We start from the raw sequence: 16,941 nt of genomic DNA, 5'->3' as shown, positions 1-16,941 counted from the left end.
GTTATGGCTTTGACGACGACGATCGATTCCCTGCTGGCGAAGGCCCTCGACAACGGCGTTGCCGCGGGCTTCTACGCGATGGCCGCCGACCGCGACGGGGTCGTGTACTCGAGCGGCGCCGGTACCCGCGACGGCACAGCTCCATGGGCGGAGGACACGGTCGCCTGGCTCGCCTCGATGACCAAGTCCATTGTGGCCGTCGCGGCCCTGCAACTGGTGGAACGCGGGCTGATCGACCTGGACGCGCCGACGGCGGACATCCTCCCCGAACTCGCCGCTGCCCAGGTGCTCGAGGGCTACGACGGGGATACGCCGCGCCTGCGTCCGGTTCGGACCCCGGTGACGTTGCGGATGTTGTTGTCGCACACGGCGGGCGCGGGGTACGCGTTCCTTTCGCCCGACCTTGCCCGGTACCAGCGGGAGAACAGGATCCCGACGAGCCTGGAGTGCAAGCTGGCCTCGATCGCGGAGTCGCCGCTGGTGTACGAACCGGGATCCGGCACGTGGTATGGAACAGGTCTCGAGTGGGTGGGGCTGGCCGTCTCGCGGCTGACCGGGCGGGATCTGGCGACCCACCTGCGGGAGTCCGTCTTCGACCCGCTGGGCATGGTGGACACGGCGTTCGGGATCGCGGACCGGTCACGGCTGGCGACTGTGCAGGCGAAGACCCCGGACGGGTTGGTGACAGTTCCGTTCGAGCTTCCCGCCGAGCCGGAGTTCTTCTCCGGCGGGGGCGGATTGTACGGGACTCCGCGGGACTACTTGACATTCCTGCGGATGCTGGGTGCGGGAGGGGTCTTCGACGGGTCGGAACTCCTTGGGTCGCAGGCACTGGCCGACGCGCAGCGGAGTCATTCGGCCGTGTTCGGACGGCTGGCGTCGGCCAATCCTGCGACTTCCCACGACATCGACCTGCTGCCGGGCACCCCGGTGTCGTGGTCACTGCTGGGGATGCGCAACGAGAAGCGCACGCCGCAGGACCGTCCGGTCGGGACGGTGGCCTGGGCGGGTGGGGCGAACTGCTACTACTGGGTGGACACGGACGGGGCGACGGCCGGAGTGTTGTTCACCCAGCTCGTCCCGTTCGCGGATCCGTCGATGATCGGGCTCTTCGCCGACATCGAACAGGCAGTCCGCGCCTGAACTCAGGTCACGGTCCAGCACTGCAGAGCCGAGCCGGTTTCGCCTGCTGGGTCACCAGTGAACCGTCCGATGTGGACGCCGTGGTGGGCACCAGTCCGCTCTTGACCGAGCCGCAGGTGTAACCACCACCGGTTTCCTTGGCGGTCCAGTGCTGGTTGGTACCGGCAGGTACAGGCCCACTGGATGATGGCGGCGCCCGCGGTCGTGGCCCCACCGTCGACGTCCGCGCACAGCCCGGACTCGACGCTGCGCAGCTCGTAGGACCCATCGGGCTGCGAGCCCGGTCTCCAAAACCATCCCATCCGGACTGCGAGCGGTACTCGGATCGCGGTTCGCACTGCGGGTGATCGACTGGCGAGACAGCAACATCGTGCTGGGCGAGCAGATGAACACCCGAGGGTTCGACGCAAGTCGGCTCCTGCCTTCCCACAAGGGGGTCGGAATCCTCCGGACGGACGGTGCCAGCCAAGCCGGAGCTGACGTGCTCGCCACGACCGTACTCACCTACTACATGCCAAACCAGGATTGGCAAACCATCTGTAAGCAAGGCCGCACACTGCGGGAAGTCGCCGGAACGTCCCTCCGGAGGCAGGTGTCGCAGGTTCGAATCCTGCCGAGGGCACTACAAGGATGGGAACGGGAGAGATGTCAGACATGGCATCCTCCTTGTTCTCTTTCTTATGTTTGCGCTGGTCAAGCCACTTCTGACGGCCAAGCGGCAGGGCTGTGGCCTCGTGCCCTGCGCGACGTGCCGCCGGGATCATCGGACCGATCAGCGTGGCCAAGCACTTGAGTTTATTGGTGTTCTTGTGGTAACGCAGTTCGAGCCGAAGGACTTCGAACAGTCGCCGTGCGACGTCTTCGGGTAGCTCGTCGATCAGAACCTCCCCTGTCGGGAGGGCGTCGAGCAGGTCCGGGTTGGGTGCTTGCTGGTTTTCCTCTTGAGCTTCGGACAGCTGGTCTTCAAGTTGAGATTTGCGTTCGTGAAGCTCGGCGCGTTGCTCGTTGATGTCGCGAACGAGGTCTTCTGTCGGCTTGTCGAACAGCGCGAAGCTGCGGACGACGTTCTTGATCATCTGAGCGTTGTCGTCGATCTCACGACGTAGGGCGGCGAGGCGTTGGTCTCGTTCGCGTTGGGCGGCGGCGCCCAGGTCCCTGGCGGTGTCGCCGAGCAGGCTGCGGCGGTAGATACCGAAGATGTAGGCGGACAGGAACTCGTTGAGTTTGTCAACGATCGTGTCTTCGCGAATCCAGAAGCTTCCCGCGGCAGGGTGGCCGGCGGGCACATACCCCTTCTTCGGTGCGCAAACGTAGTAGGCGTGGCCACGACGTGTCTTGCCGTACATACGCCGCCCGCAGCCACCGCAGAAGAGGTAGGTGCGCAACAGGTAAGAGCGTTTCGTCTGAGGGTGCTTGACGTTTGTGTTGTCGGTGCTGCGGGAACCGAGGCGGTGTTCACTGATCCCCTGCGCTTGCAGCCAGTCATCCAGCGTGACAAGTGCTTCGTGGACCGGGCGTTCAGACCAGATCCACTCTTCGACGGGGTTGGCACGGTTACCGTGGGTCTTGCGGCCACGCCGGTTCCACACCATGTGCCCCGTGCACTTGGGATTAGTCAGGATGTCGCGCACGTTCGAGTAGGTCCAGCGGCCAACGGCGCGCGACGGGTCGACCGGGACCGGCGGCGGGTAGGTAGCAAGATCGAGATTGAGTCGGTCCGCGATGGCCTGGTAGCCGAGACGTGTGGTGATGCGCCAATGGAAGATTCTCCGCACTGCGGGCGCCTGGGCGGGGTCGGGCTCGAGGAAAGTCTTCTTCACGCCCTTCGCGCGTTTAGCGGGAACGGGGTGTGGGACGTGACGAGCGCGGTAGCCGTAGCAAGCCTTGCCGACATTGTATCCCGCTTCGGCATGGACGGCGAAACCGTCCCAGGACTTCTCCAGCATATCGACAACATAGAACTCGGAAATGCTCTGCTTCATACGCCGCGTGAGCAACTGCGTCGCGGTCTTCGGTTTGCGACCATCGACAGAGGTGAGCTGGAACGGGTCGTCCGCGGCCAGCAAGCGCACCCCGGCGCGCTCCAGGCGATGCTCGATGGTGGTGCCGTAGTACATATGCCGGGCCGTGCGTTCGATCGATTCGCAGATGACATAGTCGAATCGCCGATCGGGGCGATCGGCTTCGGCCAGCAGCGCTTGGATGCCTCCGTCGCGCGGGATCGGGATGTCGAATTGTTCGTGCGCGTGTCCGTTCCCCCGGGCATCAAGGTCCATGCGGCCGGATTCCACATCGTAGAAGTGCACGACGATCAGGCCATCTTCGGGAAGCGCGCGTTGAGACGAGCCCAGCTGGCGCGGCAAAGAAAGAGTGGGATCCTGCATGTCTCGAGTGGACACGCGCCCCAACCACGCGAAGCGCAGAAGAGTTGGCCGGGGCGGAACGTTGACTGACTCGCCGCTCGCCGAGGCTTGGCTGTAAGGGCTTCGAGCGCGCCCTACGCTGCGCTGTCCAGCCCAGGTACGAACCTGTTCCGGGCCTGCCATTCCGTCACCTCCCACAACACTCGCGCCTGCTCCGCAGCCAATCGCTGAGCCTCGATTGCTTCTACAGTAAGGATTTCGACGATCAGCTCCGGCGGCTCGTCAGCAACCAGTCGTCCGGTGGCCTCGTCGCGGCGTTCGCTCTGCCCCGCCACCATTTACACCGCTCGCCCGATGGCGAAATTGGAGGCGATAGAACGATGGCGAATGAACGCGACGCCGACCCGCGCCGCGGCCAGCATCTCTGGAGTCTGGCACCAGGGCTCGATCGCATACATGCGCGGAACACCGTACTGCTCGGCCACGCGTTCGCGCGCCGAGGCGACAAACGGATCGAACAAGAGACGGTCCTGCCTTGCGCAGATGACAAGGGCGAAGCCGGGCACCGATGGTGCGAGGTACGCGGCCGGTTCGTTCCACCCACCGGACCTGTTCCCGGACCAGCGGCCGGTGAGCATGGGGGTTGCCGGGGCGGACACGGTGATCGAGCCTCCTTGTCGGATCGTTCCCGCACTGCCGCGACGGAACTCCTAGCGCAAACCAGCTGTTCAGCACTGTGACGAGTAGCGCGGGCCTGGAATAGTAGCGTCGATCCGCGAAAAACGGAGGCCCCAAATGAGTGGGCCCCAGAGGTGATCCGCATCACTGTTCGCGGAGAGCTTCAGACGGTAACTGGCTCAGCCTGCGCAGCGGAAACCTGGCGCACCGGGGATGACGTAGTGCCGCGAGCCCGTGCTTGCAGACGGTGATCTGAACGTGGTCGTGTCGTCGGTCAGTGCGACCCTCCCGCTGCCTGGTCGTATTCGGCGATGCGGCGTTTCGCGATCTCGTGATACTCGGGGTTGGTGTCGATGCCGGTGAAGCGGCGTCCGAGTTCGCGGGCCGCAACTCCTGCAGAGGCGCTGCCGCTGAACGGGTCGAGCACGTGACCACCCTCGGGACATCCGGCCGCAATGCAGCGGCGTGGGATCTCCACAGGGGAAGGTGCGGGGTGACCGGCACGCGATCTGTCCGGCGGAATGGTCCACACGTTGCCGGGGTTGCGCCCGCGCTGGGCCTCGACTGGCGTGCGGGGCCACGTTCCGCGGGCGGTGTTCGGTTTGTTGCCGCCGTGGTGGGCTCGACGGGACAGCGCGCGGTCGCCGGCGTAGGGCTGACGGACGACGTCGAGGTTGAAGTAATAGTCCGGCTGGGTGACGAATAAGAAGATCATTTCGTGATGGGTAGCGAGCCGGTCGCGGATCGGGGTGGGCGTGGTGTGCGGTTTGTGCCAGACGATCGCTGACCGCAATATCCAGCCATCTTCCTGGAGTGCGAAGGCGAGGCGCCACGGCATGCCGAGCAGATTCTTGTGCGGCACGTCGGCGGGCGGCCGATAGCGCGGCTGCTGCGGGTGGCCGGGTGTAGTGCACCAGTAACCGTCGGAGTTGGTGGAGTAGCTGTCGCCGAGGTTGATCCACACGGTGGCCCGCGGAGTGAGCACCCGACGCGTGGCGGCGAAAACCTCCCGCAACCTGTCGATGTAGTTCGCTGCCGTCGGTTCCAGGCCGATCTGCGGGCGCTCACGAACCGCTGCGCAGTCCCGGCACGGTCGCCGACCGCTGCTGCTCTCGGGCGGCGGGGTGTCGGCGCCGGCCGGGCGGTGGCGGCATGCTGGTCGGCCGCCGGTCCTGTTGTCAGGGGCGTAGTCGCGCAGACGCCAGTAGGGCGGGCTGGTGACCAGGCAGTCGACGGAGTTGTCGGGCAATCTTTCAATTCCGGCTTGCGCATCGGCGGCGTAGAGCGTGACGCCGCCCTGCTGGTGGTAGCTCGCGAGAGAGGTGTTCACGCTGCCTTCCTCTGCTTGTCTGATGTGAGGCCGAGGCGTCGAAGACCGATGTCGTGGAAGTCCGGGTTGAGGTCGATGCCGACGTAGGACCGGCCAAGCTGCCGCGCAGCAAGGCCGGTGGTCGCGGCGCCACTGAAGGGGTCGAGCACCACACCGCCCTCCGGGGACCCGGCGGCGATGCACCGCAACGGGATGTCGACCGGGAAGGCCGCGAAGTGCGCTTCGCGTAAGGGACGTGTGGCGATGGACCAGACGTCGCCGGGGTTCTTTCCTCGTCCGTGTGCGGCGGTGTGCTGTGAGCCGGTCGGCCGCAGCGCGTCGCCAGGCGCCTTTCCAGTTATCTGGTCGACATTGTGATACTTGCCGTACACGCTGTTTCCGCGGCGGCGCGCGGTTGCGTCGACGCCGCCGCGGTGTCCCTTGTTGGTGCCGCCGATGACGAGGCCCTCGTTGACGGCTTCGGGGCGCGCGAGCGGTTCGCGGATCGGATCGAGGTCGAAGAAGTATTTCTGCTGTTTGGTCAGCAGGAACAGCATCTCGTACCGGTTCGAGAGCCGGTCTCGCACGGATTCGGGCATCGCGTTGGGTTTGTGCCACACGATCGCGTTGCGCAGAATCCAGCCGTCGGCCTGCAGCGCGAACGCGACCCTCCAGGGCATGCCGACGAGGCTCTTGCGGGGAAGCGTCCGCGTGCGCCGCAGTCCGGCGCGGCGCACGGATTCCCGCAACGGCGCTGCAGCGGTACGGCCGGACAAGGTGCTCGTCCGCATCGCGTCGCCGGCGCTGCCGGGCGGGTCAGCGGAATAGCAGTCGCCCAGGTTCAGCCACACGGTGCCGGTGTCGACCAGGACCCGGTGCAGCTCGCCGAACACACCGCGCAGCCGGTCAACGTAGTCCTGCGGCGTCGGCTCCAGGCCATGCTGGTCGTCCTCGCGCCGCGCGCCGCAGCGGCGGCATCGCTGCACTGTATCGCCACGATGTGCCACCGACGCCGGACCAGTGAGAGGGGTACGTGCGGACTGCGGCACGGTGGTGCTGCGGCCGACTGCGGCCAGGTGCGCGCAAGCAGGGTCGCCGCCGACCCAGGTTCCGGTCCCGTAGTCGCGCAGGCCCCAGTACGGCGGGCTGGTGACCACGCAGTCCACGGTGCGATCGGGCAGACCGGCCAAGATGGTCTTGGCGTCTCCGGTGTAGAGCGTGACCGCGTGGTCGCGGTAGTGGACCGTGTCGGCTGGTTGCTGTTTCACGCCACCTCCCGGCCGTCGTTGTTGAGACCGACGTTGTCGGTATTCGGGTGCGCCGGTAGCCACCGGAACCGGTTGTTGTAGACCGCCCAGAACGCCGCGGGCTCGACCAACTCCCGGTGGCATCGCTGCTGCGACCAGGTCCAGCATTCCGGTGGCCGATCCTGTCCACGCAGCGTGCGGTTCCGCACGACGTAGCCGAGGTACGCGGGGTTGTTCAGGATGTTGCGGACGATCGCCGGGCTCCAGTCCCGCGAGGGGCCAGAGGCGGGGTCGGCAGGCTGAGGATGCTGCTGCTCGATCAGGTGCCGGACGATGGCGCGCTCTGCGAGCTTGTCCCGCAGGTACCAGGTGAAGATCAGCGGCACGACCGGCGCTCGCAGCTCATCGACGATCAGCCGGTGCCGCCGACAGGCGGCACCGGACTCACCGTCGACCCGGTGGTGTACCAGGGTGTAGCCGTAGGGGGCGGGTCCCAGCCACCAGCCTTCGCGGGTGCGCCGCCGGAGTACGGAACGCGACCGCCAGGCCAGCTCTTGCTGGTACGCGAGGACACCCGTATGGACAGTCGCCCGCCGGTCGTCGTCCTCGTACGGTGCTGTCAGGTACGCAGCGAGAGCCTCCCGCAGCCTCTGCCACCGGCCGGGTGATGCTGGTTCACCCTCGCGGTACTTCACGACCGGATACAAGACGGGATCGTCACGACGCGAGATTGAGCGCGGCCGGTGCTCCGGCTCGGGGGTGATGGCCATCGCGGTTCTCTCCTGTACCTCGAGGTGGGGTGACGGTGAGCGGCACGAGGACGGCCCATGGGCGTGCGGTCGTGGGCTGACCTGGCTGTGTGACGTGACGCGCATCAGCGGTGACGAATCAACGGGTGCACTTAGGCAACAGCCATGGCCGGTGTTGTCCTGCGAGCGCGCCGGTGCGGCGGGTGGGGCGCGGGCAGCGACGGGATGGGCTGGGTCAGGGCCGGATCCGCTGCCTCCGGATCGGCCCGGAACACCAGCACGGTGTGGTGGGCGGACAGCGCGATCGGATGTCCGAGTGCGCGTTCTGCTCGGGTGGCGGCGCGGCGCTGGGCGAGGGTGGCGCGGGTGTACGCGCGCCGTCGTCGCACGGTTGCGGTGAGGGCCAGACAGCGCGCGACCGGTGCCAGCCCCGCGGCGCTGCCGGCCGCGGCGATCTGGCTGGGAACGTCGAGCAGGTCGTGCCGGACGGGGTGCCGTTGCGGGGGACAGGTGATGACCACGTGCCCGCCGGGGCGTACCAGCGGCCGGTACTGCGACAGCAGGCTCCGCAGCCGGTCCAGCGCACCAGCAACGTCGCCGTCCTGGTCAGCTGGTCGCAGGGTGGTCAGCAGGAGGTCGACGCGCCCGGTCAGTCCTGCCGTTTCGGCGGCGGCCGCCGTACCGGGGCGCCGGTCGAGAACGAGGACCATGCCATCGACGAACACGCCGCGCGCCTTGGTCGCGGTCACGTTGGCACGAGCCAGGCGCCACCACCGGCGCTGCGCGGTCAGCCCGATCGCGTGTCGTCCGCAGCGCAGCGCTTCGATGATGGTCGTGCCCGCCCCGCAGTCCGGGTCGAGCACCACATCGCCAGGCCGGGTGAACGCCGCGATGGCGTACCCGGCAATGTCCGGCGCCATCAGTGCCGGGTCTGCACCGGTGGCGTCGTGGTAGCCGCCCTCGGCCAGCTGGGTCGCCATGCTGGTCGCTCCGGTCGGCCACACCGAGGGCAGAACCGGAACGTCCGGCTGCTCCCCCGCCGGCCGGGCCAGCAGGTTATCGACACGCTCAGGCATCCGAGGTCCCCTTCCGGTCGGTGGCGCCGGTGTCCGGTGCGGTGAGGGGCAGCCGCCCGAACAAAACGAGGTCGTGGTGCACCGGCCGCAGTGGCAACGGTCCGGCACCGTCTGCCCGCGGCGGCCAGCCGCGCGCTGACGCCGTGGCTCCCGCCCGGTGAGCGGCCACGGGAATGACCGCCGGGGGCGGCATCGGCGCGGCGAGCACGGCGATGGTGTCGAGACGCCGCAGGCCGCGACTACTCAGTGTGTCCGCAATGACGGGGTGCGGATCGAGCAGTCGCCCGCCACGCGAGTCACTGTGCGTGACTACTGCGGCGAGGCCGCGCGGAGTCAGCAAGGCGTCCCAGTCGGTGTGACCGAACCAGTCGACAGCGTGCGGGTCGACCGCGGTGATGATCAGATCAAACCCACCGCGGGGTCGGCGCCCAGAGCACACCGGACGGTGCGCGCAGTCGGCGTTCACGTCGGTCACCGGGTGCAGGCCAAGCCGACTGAGTCGGGGTCGCGACCCCGACTCAGCTTCGGCGTAACGGGTCGGGTCGGTGCGGTCGTGGAGGTCACCCGGCGGGGGCGCCGCTGTCGCCGCGTCGGAGCTTCGGCCCAACCGGGCGACCGTCCAGACGGCCTCGGCGAGCCCGGCATAGGAGTCGCCGCCGGGTGCCCTGCCGGACCACCGCGCTGGCATAGGCGAGAGCGCCGGAGGGGTCAGCAGGAGAACTCGATCGCCGGGGCCGGTGTAAGTGGTGACGAGGGTGACGATCATGCGGCCAAGCCAGCCCGCGAGCAGCGCGGTGCCCGGCAGCGGCTCGGCGTCGGCGAAGGGCCACAGCGTGGCTAGGCGCGTCGCGCCGCGACGTCCGGAAGCAGGCGCGGGGGACGGTGCTCGGTGCCGGCCGTGACCGGCGCGCGCCGGGGTGGGCGTACGACGATGCGACGCCCGGTGGCGACGGCGTCCGGGCTCGGGCTGGGGTGTTGAGATCATCGGTGGCCTTCCTCGCGAAGTGGTCGGCGTGGTCTGCCAAGTCACCCCAAGAGGCGGGTTTCGGGGCCGTTTTTCGACACCAACCTTCACACTATTTCCAGAATTTTCGGAACGGCCGCCTGACCACCACGAGAAGTACGCCCGAACCACGGCACATTTTCATCCGCCAACCAACGAGAATGCTCACCTTCCCCAGCATTGACATTCGACGGATCACCAAGACCGCAACATCGACCCGACAAGTTTCAAGATCTTTACCGCACTCTCCCAGCCACGAGACACCAACGGCTCGCGCACCACCACGGAGGAGGTCCACCTCCTACTAAAGAGCGCTTAAATTTCCAGCTCAGACGCTACTAAGGCAACCTTGAGCGCCCCGCTAAATCTACCGCCGGTCGGTCATTCTGAATCCTTACAGAGCTGCGTATTTAGTAGTGGAAGACGCCTACTAAGAAGATCATCCTTGTTCTTTTCTTGTCCTTTTCTTGTCGAAGTCATGGCGTCCTGAGGTGGTCAACGAAACCGACCAGAACGGGAGCAAGGAAATGGCGAACGACGAGAGTGTGTCCGGCTCAATTCGGCCCGATCACGACGGGCACGAATGGCTGCCGTTGGACACAGTGCGCGATGCCTTCGGCTGGCTGGTCACCGGGCCGCAGCCGATGGCCGTGCAGGGGGCCCGGTTCGCCGGGTTGCCGCGGCGGCCGGTGCCGCTGGACGAACTGCGGGACCGGGTGATGAGCAAGCAGTGCCCGGTCCGCACCCGTGACGACGTGTGGGCGCATCTGGTGCTGCGTTCCCGCGCTCACGGAGGCGCTTGGACGGTGGCGTGCGTCGGGATGGCGCTGCCGTCGCTGGCCTCGAGTGCGCGGTGGCTGGCCGCCCGCTACCGGGGTGATCGGGCGGACGCGCACGCTGCCGTTCTCGCCGGATTCGTCCAGGCGCTGGCGACGGTGGACCTGACCGATCCGGGCATCGTTGTCCGGCTGCATTTCGCGGCTCGCCGCGCCGGGCAGGCGGCACTGGAAGAGTCGCTTGACGCCCCGCTGCCCGTGGGCTCGGGCTATCACTCCGCCGCACCGCGTCCGCCGTATGGCCACCCCGACTTGGTGCTCGCGCGGGCGGTCGCTGACCGGATCCTCACCCCCGCCGAGGCGGAGCTGATCTCGGCGACGCGCCTGGGCGAGGAGTCGATGACCGACTGGGCGCAGCACCACGACACCGCGCTCAAGACCGCGTTCAAGGCCCGCGATCGAGCCGAAGACCGACTCGTCGCCTGGCTGCGCGAGCACGCGGCCGACACCGACTCCGAGGACCCGGTCGGCGACGCCGCTGTGACCTCGCTGCACCGCGACACCGCTGGTGCGCCGATCGAGGAAGAGCCGGAGACGTCACGTGCTGTGAGCGGCCGTCTGCGCAACGGCCGTCCGGCTGCTCAGAAGAAATCTTCACGCTTGGTGTCGAAAAACGACCCGAAATCCGGCCTCTTGGGGTGCGGGGAGACCCCACCCAACTCTCCGCGCACCGCCGAGCACGACCCGAATTCGGAGGGGCGCCGATGCGCGTGACACCACACCCCCAGAGCCAGCCCACCCCCTCGCCGCCGTCGTCACCGATGCCGGGGGCATCCGACCGGACGCGGCCTCAGCCACGTCGGCCGAGCGTCCGCGACCGCGTGCCGCGCGGTAGCCGCGTGCGCACGAGTCATCGGAGTGTTCGTCGACCGCTGCTGCGCAGCACGGTCTCCCGGTGGGTCGCCGCGGCGGTCCTCGCCACGGCGCTGCTCAGCGTCCTCACTGCTGACTCGGCGCAGGCAGCCGCTCAGGTTCTCCCGCTCGTAACCAGCGTTGGTCAGCTCTTCGACAACATCAGGAACTGGCTGGTCGGGATCCTGGCCGGGCTGGCAACGGTGTTCCTGACCGTTGGAGGCGTCCGGTACTTGATGGCGAGCGGCGATCCCGGCGAGGTGGAGAAGGCCAAGGGCGCGTTCAAGAGTGCCGGATGGGGCTACGGGCTGGCGGCGTTGGCGCCGCTCGTGGTGGAGATTCTGCGCGGGATTGTCGGGGCCTGACGCCATGGCCGAGATCCGACGTCCCCGCGTGCCCGAGTCTGATCGCGGCGAGCCCGGCACCGCCGCGCGGGTACGCGGGGAACGGGTCCTGCTCGCACCACCTGCCGCGGCGCGAACCGGCCGCGGCTCCCGGCGACGGCAGGTGTGGCCGCTGGTGCTCGGCCTGACCGCAGTGCTCGCCAGCGTGCTGGCGGTCACCGCGGCGGCCTCATCCGCCACACCTTCGCAGTCCGGCGCGCAGCAGGCCACGCTCGCGCAGCCCGCGCCGCAGCAACCGCCACCGCTGCCCCTGCCGAACATCCCGACCGGCTCCACGTGTGCACCGAATTCACCAGACCCGACCTGCCACTTCCCGACGGGCTCGCCACGCCCGTCAGTGCCGGCGACCCCACTGCCGCCGATCACTGAACTTCCCGCGCCGACGAGTTGCTTCCCCGGCCAGGTCGGCTGCACGCCCAGTGGCCCGCCCTCCACACCGAACACCAGTCCAACGACGCCGCCGTGCAGCGGAGAGGACTGCATCCCCCAACCCAGCAGCTCGCCGCCGAACACAGCCCCAGGCCAGAACGGACCGGGAGTCGGCGGTGACGACCCTGACTGTGGGATCACCAATATCAGCGGCTGCATCAACAAGGCCATCAACTCTGTGTTCCGCGATCTGGTCAAGGCCGCGTTCGACCCCATCCTCAAGCTGCTGGGCGACACCGCCTTCACCACCCCGACCTTGGACTCGCTGCCCGGTGTGGCGAACCTGTGGAACAACTCCTGGCTGATCGTGATGGCCTGCTACAGCGGGCTGATCATGATCGGCGGGATCATCGTGATGTCCCACGAATCGGTCCAGAGCCGCTACTCGATGAAGGACATCGCGCCCCGGCTCATCGTCTCGTTCTTCGCCTCGACGCTGTCGCTGTTCCTCATCGACAAAGCGATTCGCCTCGCCAACGCCCTGTCCGCCGCGGTCCTCACCGATGGTGTCGATCCACCCAAGCTCGGCGACACACTGACCGGGTCGATCAACGGTGCCTACTCCACCGTGGCGTCGGGCGGCCTGTTCGTGATCCTGCTGCAGGGCGTCCTACTCATCGCGGTGATCGCCTTGCTGCTGGTCTACGTGGTGCGCGTCATTATCACCCTGATCCTGATCGTCTCGGCGCCACTGTGGGTCGCCTGCCACGCTCTGCCCCACACCGACGGCATCGCCCGCTGGGGGTGGCGCGCGCTGGGCGCCACGCTCGGCATCCAGGTCGCCCAATCGCTCACCCTGATCATCGCGGTCAACACGTTCCTCAACGGCAGCGTGCATCTGTTCAACTCCGCAGGTGGCGGGATCATGATGCTCTTCGTCGTCCTCGGGCTGCTCTACATCCTGTTCAAGATCCCGTTCTGGTTCCTCTCGGCCACCAAACTCGGCACCGGCCGCTCGTTCCTCGGCGGCTTGGTCAAAGCCGTCATCGTCGCCAAGACCTTCGGCGCCGTCGCTGGCCGCTCCGGTGCCTTCGGCAGACCCCGCGCAGCCGCCGGGGCCAAGGTCGCCCACGGCACCGGAAGCGGCGGCCGCACCGGTGTCGCCGACCTGCCATGGCCCCCGCAACAACGCCTCGCCCCGACAGCGGAAGCGGTGAACAAACGGATGCAACGCGACTTCGACGCCGAGCGCTTGCGCGCCGTCCGACAGTCGCGCCTGCCCTCGCAGGAACCGCGGTTCCTGCAACCGAGTCCGCAAGAACCTACACACGACCCCGCCGTCAGCGCCGCTGTCTCAGGACCACCCGCCATGCCCGAATTCAGCTCCGCACCCCAACCCGTCGCACCTATCCCGCCACAGTCCGCGCGGCGCCGCGGTGGACACCAGATCGGCGCGGCGCCGCGCTTCCAAGCTCCCGGCACGTCACGTCGCACGAGCGGCGGTCAATCATCGGCGCGGCCGGTCGCGGTCGCGGCGGTCCCACCGCATTTGCGATTCCAACCACCCGCGCCCGAACCGCCCCACGTCTCACGGCCGGTCAGACCCGCGACACCATCGGTGGTGGCACCGGCGTTCCGGCCCGCACGTCCCGAGCCGCGCTTCGGGGATGCCCGGCCACGCACCCGCTCCGTGCCACCGATCTCGTTTCGAGCTGCGCCACCAGCGCCCCCGAAGTCACAGCCGAAGTCCCCGCCCCGTGGAGGTGAGAAGTCATGACGCAGCCCGTGCGCATACCGTCTGATGTCGATCGTGAGGATCGCGTCCTGGCCAATCTCACCGTCCGCCAGCTGGCGATCTTGGCGGTGACCGGGATCGTGCTCTACGGCGGTTGGACGTTGACCCGTGGCGCGGTGCCGCTGCTGATCTTCCTGATCGTCGCGATCCCGATCGGGGTGGTCGCCGCGGTGCTGGCGCTGGGCCAGCGTGACGGCGTCAGCCTCGACCGCCTCCTGCTCGCCGCCATCCGCCAGCGGCTGCAACCGCGCCACCGAGTAGCCGCGCCCGAAGGAGTGCGGGCCGCGCCGCAATGGCTGACCAGCCGCAGCACCACCACCGGCCAGACCGATACGGCGAGTGCGTCGGAGGTCTCGCCTGCGGCACTGCGCCTGCCCGCAGAAGGGGTCACCGAAGCCGGTGTCATCGACCTCGGCACCGACGGTGTCGCGATCGTGGCGGTCGCCTCGACGGTGAACTTCGCGCTGCGCACCCCCGGGGAGCAGGAGGCGCTGGTCGCCAGCTTCGGGCGCTACTTGCACTCGATCTCCGCGCCCGTGCAGGTACTCATCCGCGCCGAACGGCTGGACCTGAGCCGACAGATCAGCGACCTCCGTGAAGCCGCACCCGGTCTGCCGCATCCGATGCTGGAAGCCGCGGCACGCGAGCACGCGACCTACCTCGACCAGCTACGCCGCTCCACTGATCTGCTACGCCGCCAGGTTCTGCTGGTGTTACGGGAACCGGTCCGCGCTACCGGTCCGATCGACGGGCTCGGCGGAGCATCCCCGCTCGCCGTGCTTCGCGCCCGTCGCCGGCGCGTCCGATCCGGGGAGGTCACCGACACCGCGCGTCGTTCCGCGGAAACCCGGCTCGTGCGACGCCTGGGGGAAGCGACCGAACTGCTGTCCCCGGCCGGGATCACGATCACCCCACTGGATGCGGGCCAGGCCACCGCGGTACTGGCCACGGCGTGCAATCCCGACAGCATAATCCCGCCGTCCGCGGGACTGGCTGGGGCGGACGACGTCATCACCACCTCCGCCGCCGCCGCCGACATCGACGATGACGCACCTGGTCGGTATCGAGCCGCTCCACGCCCACGCACGCCCGACAACGGCGCCACACCAGCCACCGCCGCTCTCGATGACTGGGAAGGCAGCGATCTATGACACTGAAACTCGGCCGCGCACGACACAGCGCGCAACAGGCCGTGAACGCACCGCTGGGCAGAGCCAGCGCGTTCACCCCGGACTCGCTCTCAGTCGCGCCCCGGCACCTGGAGATCGGCGGCGATTGGGTCGCCAGCTTCGCGATCACCGGTTACCCCCGCGAAGTACACGCCGGATGGCTGCAGCCGCTGCTGTCCTACCCCGGCCGCGTTGACGTGTCGCTGCACATCGAACCGATCGACCCGGTCACCGCCGCCAAGCGGCTCAAGAAACAACTGTCCAAACTCGAGTCCGGGCGACGGCACACCAGCGAGAAAGGCCGACTGCTGGACCCGATGGTCGAGGCGGCCACCGAGGATGCCTACGACCTGTCCGCCCGCGTCGCGCGCGGCGAAGGCAAGCTCTACCGGCTCGGCCTGTACCTGACCGTGCACGCCACCAGCGAGGACGACCTCACCGAGCACGTCGCCGCCGTGCGCTCACTCGCGGCGTCTCTGCTGATGAACGCCCAGCCCACCACCTACCGGTCGCTGCAGGGCTGGGTGTCCACCCTGCCACTGGCGCTGGACCTGATCGGGATGCGCCGCACCTTCGACACGAGCGCCCTGGCCGCAGCGTTCCCTTTCACCAGCCCAGATCTGCCCCCAGCCGACCCGACCAGCGTCGCCGCACCGGACGGAGTCCTCTACGGATTCAACATCGGCAGCCAGGGACTGGTGCATTGGAACAGGTTCTCCGCGGACAACTACAACAGCGTCATCCTCGGACGCTCCGGCGCGGGCAAGTCCTACCTGGTGAAGCTGGAAGTACTCCGCAGCCTGTACCGCGGGGTCGAGGTGTCGGTCATCGACCCGGAAGACGAGTACCGGCGGCTGTGCGAGGCCATTGGCGGCACCTATATCCACCTCGGAAACTCCGAGGTCCGCATCAACCCGTTCGACCTGCCGATCGCGCTGCGACCCGACGGGCGCCGCACCGCACCCAAGGACGCACTCACCCGCCGGGCGCTGTTTCTGCACACCGTCATCGCGGTCCTGCTCGGCACCGAACTGTCCGCACAGCAACGGGCCGTGCTCGACCAGGCACTCCTGGCCACCTACCAGCGGGCCGGGATCACGAGCGATCCCCGGACCTGGCGTCGGCAGGCGCCACTGCTGGCCGACCTCGCCGCAGTCCTGGCCAACACCGGTGACCCGGTCGCGGCAGATCTCGGCTCCAGGTTGCACCCGTTCGTCGAGGGCGCGTTCTCCGCGATGTTCTCCGGGCCAACCACCACCCTGCCCGAGGGACATCTGACGGTGTTCAGCCTCCGCGATGTACCTGACGAACTGCGCTCCATCGGCACGCTGCTCACCTTGGACACGGTGTGGCGACGGGTGTCCAATCCCACCACCCGGCGCCCGCGGTTGATCACGGTTGACGAGGCGTACGTGCTCATGCAAGACCCCGCCGGGGCACGGTTCCTGCACCGCATGGCCAAAGCCGCACGCAAACACTGGGCGGGCCTGACAACGGCGACCCAGGACGTCGGCGACGTCCTCAGCACCGAACTGGGCAAGGCCATCGTGTCCAACGCCGCCACCCAGATCGTGCTACGCCAAGCGCCGCAAGCGATCGACGAGATCGTGGCGACGTTCAACCTGTCCGAGGGAGAAAAGCAGTTCCTGCTCTCCGCGGACAAAGGACAAGGACTGCTCTCGACAGGCACTCAGCGAGTCGCCTTTCAAACGCTGGCCTCTCCGCAAGAGAACGCAATAATTACGACAGATCCCGCCGAACTCGCCGCGTTCGACTCGATTACGAATACCGCTGCCGAACTGGACGATCACGATTCGTCACAGCATCTCCTTCTCGAAGATTAAAGAAGACCACCGTGCTCACCGACGATCTTTCACGTCGTTTCTGCAGAGCCTAATCCGAGGCCGCCTAACCGTTTTCGGCGCATGCGCAGGCTGGACGGAAGCAA

14 protein-coding genes and 1 pseudogene are annotated in these 16,941 nt (G+C 67.8%); 7 read left to right on the top strand and 8 right to left on the bottom strand.

Translation table 11 applies throughout. The annotated features are described in order from the left end of the window. Nucleotides 1-9: 9 nt before the first annotated feature. Nucleotides 10-1,143, top strand: coding sequence for a serine hydrolase domain-containing protein (locus QMK34_RS03555; RefSeq protein WP_326411386.1), 1,134 nt, complete (start codon nt 10-12; stop codon nt 1,141-1,143). Nucleotides 1,144-1,145: 2 nt separating this feature from the next. Here the strand turns inward: QMK34_RS03555 and QMK34_RS03550 are convergent, their stop codons facing one another. Next, on the bottom strand, nt 1,146-1,445 hold the full coding sequence (locus QMK34_RS03550; protein WP_326411384.1) for an RICIN domain-containing protein: 300 nt from the start codon (nt 1,443-1,445) through the stop codon (nt 1,146-1,148). On the opposite strand from QMK34_RS03550, the pseudogene QMK34_RS03545 reads away from it, so the two are divergent. Beyond that, a pseudogene (locus QMK34_RS03545) lies at nt 1,424-1,720 on the top strand (cell division protein FtsK); the annotation flags it as partial. The gene QMK34_RS03550 and the pseudogene QMK34_RS03545 sit on opposite strands and share 22 nt — an antisense overlap. Here the strand turns inward: QMK34_RS03545 and QMK34_RS03540 are convergent. The 7 genes from QMK34_RS03540 to QMK34_RS03510 form a co-directional block, all read right to left on the bottom strand. Continuing rightward, nucleotides 1,644-3,089 carry a recombinase family protein gene (locus QMK34_RS03540; protein WP_326411422.1) on the bottom strand — a complete coding sequence of 482 codons (1,446 nt, stop codon included), beginning with the start codon at nt 3,087-3,089 and terminating at the stop codon, nt 1,644-1,646. The pseudogene QMK34_RS03545 and the gene QMK34_RS03540 sit on opposite strands and share 77 nt — an antisense overlap. 755 nt (nt 3,090-3,844) lie before the next feature. After that, nucleotides 3,845-4,165, bottom strand: coding sequence for a hypothetical protein (locus tag QMK34_RS03535; protein ID WP_326411382.1), 321 nt, complete (start codon nt 4,163-4,165; stop codon nt 3,845-3,847). A gap of 293 nt (nt 4,166-4,458) precedes the next feature. Further along, nucleotides 4,459-5,514 carry a DNA-methyltransferase gene (locus QMK34_RS03530; RefSeq protein WP_326411380.1) on the bottom strand — a complete coding sequence of 352 codons (1,056 nt, stop codon included), beginning with the start codon at nt 5,512-5,514 and terminating at the stop codon, nt 4,459-4,461. Next, nucleotides 5,511-6,761, bottom strand: coding sequence for a DNA-methyltransferase (locus QMK34_RS03525; RefSeq protein ID WP_326411379.1), 1,251 nt, complete (start codon nt 6,759-6,761; stop codon nt 5,511-5,513). Before QMK34_RS03525 ends, QMK34_RS03530 begins: the two co-directional genes overlap by 4 nt. After that, nucleotides 6,758-7,510, bottom strand: a complete 753-nt coding sequence (locus QMK34_RS03520; protein WP_326411377.1) for a recombinase family protein — start codon at nt 7,508-7,510, stop codon at nt 6,758-6,760. Before QMK34_RS03520 ends, QMK34_RS03525 begins: the two co-directional genes overlap by 4 nt. Nucleotides 7,511-7,641: 131 nt before the next feature. Beyond that, nucleotides 7,642-8,565 carry a DNA methyltransferase gene (locus QMK34_RS03515; RefSeq protein ID WP_326411376.1) on the bottom strand — a complete coding sequence of 308 codons (924 nt, stop codon included), beginning with the start codon at nt 8,563-8,565 and terminating at the stop codon, nt 7,642-7,644. Next, the gene (locus QMK34_RS03510; protein ID WP_326411374.1) at nt 8,558-9,550 is read right to left on the bottom strand and encodes a hypothetical protein; all 993 of its coding nucleotides are present in this window, start codon (nt 9,548-9,550) and stop codon (nt 8,558-8,560) included. The genes QMK34_RS03515 and QMK34_RS03510 overlap by 8 nt, the downstream gene beginning before the upstream one ends. Nucleotides 9,551-10,059: 509 nt before the next feature. Between QMK34_RS03510 and QMK34_RS03505 the strand changes: the two genes are divergently transcribed. The 5 genes from QMK34_RS03505 (at nt 10,060) to QMK34_RS03485 (ending at nt 16,837) form a co-directional block, all read left to right on the top strand. Beyond that, complete coding sequence (locus QMK34_RS03505; RefSeq protein WP_326411372.1) at nt 10,060-11,118, top strand: hypothetical protein; 1,059 nt, start codon at nt 10,060-10,062, stop codon at nt 11,116-11,118. Nucleotides 11,119-11,243: 125 nt separating this feature from the next. Further along, nucleotides 11,244-11,621: a pilin gene (locus QMK34_RS03500; protein WP_442785092.1), complete on the top strand. Its 378-nt coding sequence runs from the start codon at nt 11,244-11,246 to the stop codon at nt 11,619-11,621. Between the two features lie 4 nt (nt 11,622-11,625). Continuing rightward, nucleotides 11,626-13,806, top strand: coding sequence for a hypothetical protein (locus tag QMK34_RS03495; RefSeq protein ID WP_326411369.1), 2,181 nt, complete (start codon nt 11,626-11,628; stop codon nt 13,804-13,806). After that, nucleotides 13,803-14,975: a PrgI family protein gene (locus QMK34_RS03490; protein ID WP_326411366.1), complete on the top strand. Its 1,173-nt coding sequence runs from the start codon at nt 13,803-13,805 to the stop codon at nt 14,973-14,975. Before QMK34_RS03495 ends, QMK34_RS03490 begins: the two co-directional genes overlap by 4 nt. Next, a complete protein-coding gene (locus QMK34_RS03485; RefSeq protein ID WP_326411363.1) occupies nt 14,972-16,837 on the top strand; it encodes a VirB4 family type IV secretion system protein in 1,866 nt (621 codons plus the stop codon). The genes QMK34_RS03490 and QMK34_RS03485 overlap by 4 nt, the downstream gene beginning before the upstream one ends. The last annotated feature ends 104 nt before the right edge of the window (nt 16,838-16,941 follow it).

The organism is Amycolatopsis sp. H20-H5 (genome assembly GCF_035828755.1).
GTDB lineage: Bacteria > Actinomycetota > Actinomycetes > Mycobacteriales > Pseudonocardiaceae > Amycolatopsis.
This window is presented reverse-complemented; position numbering and strand designations above follow the sequence as displayed.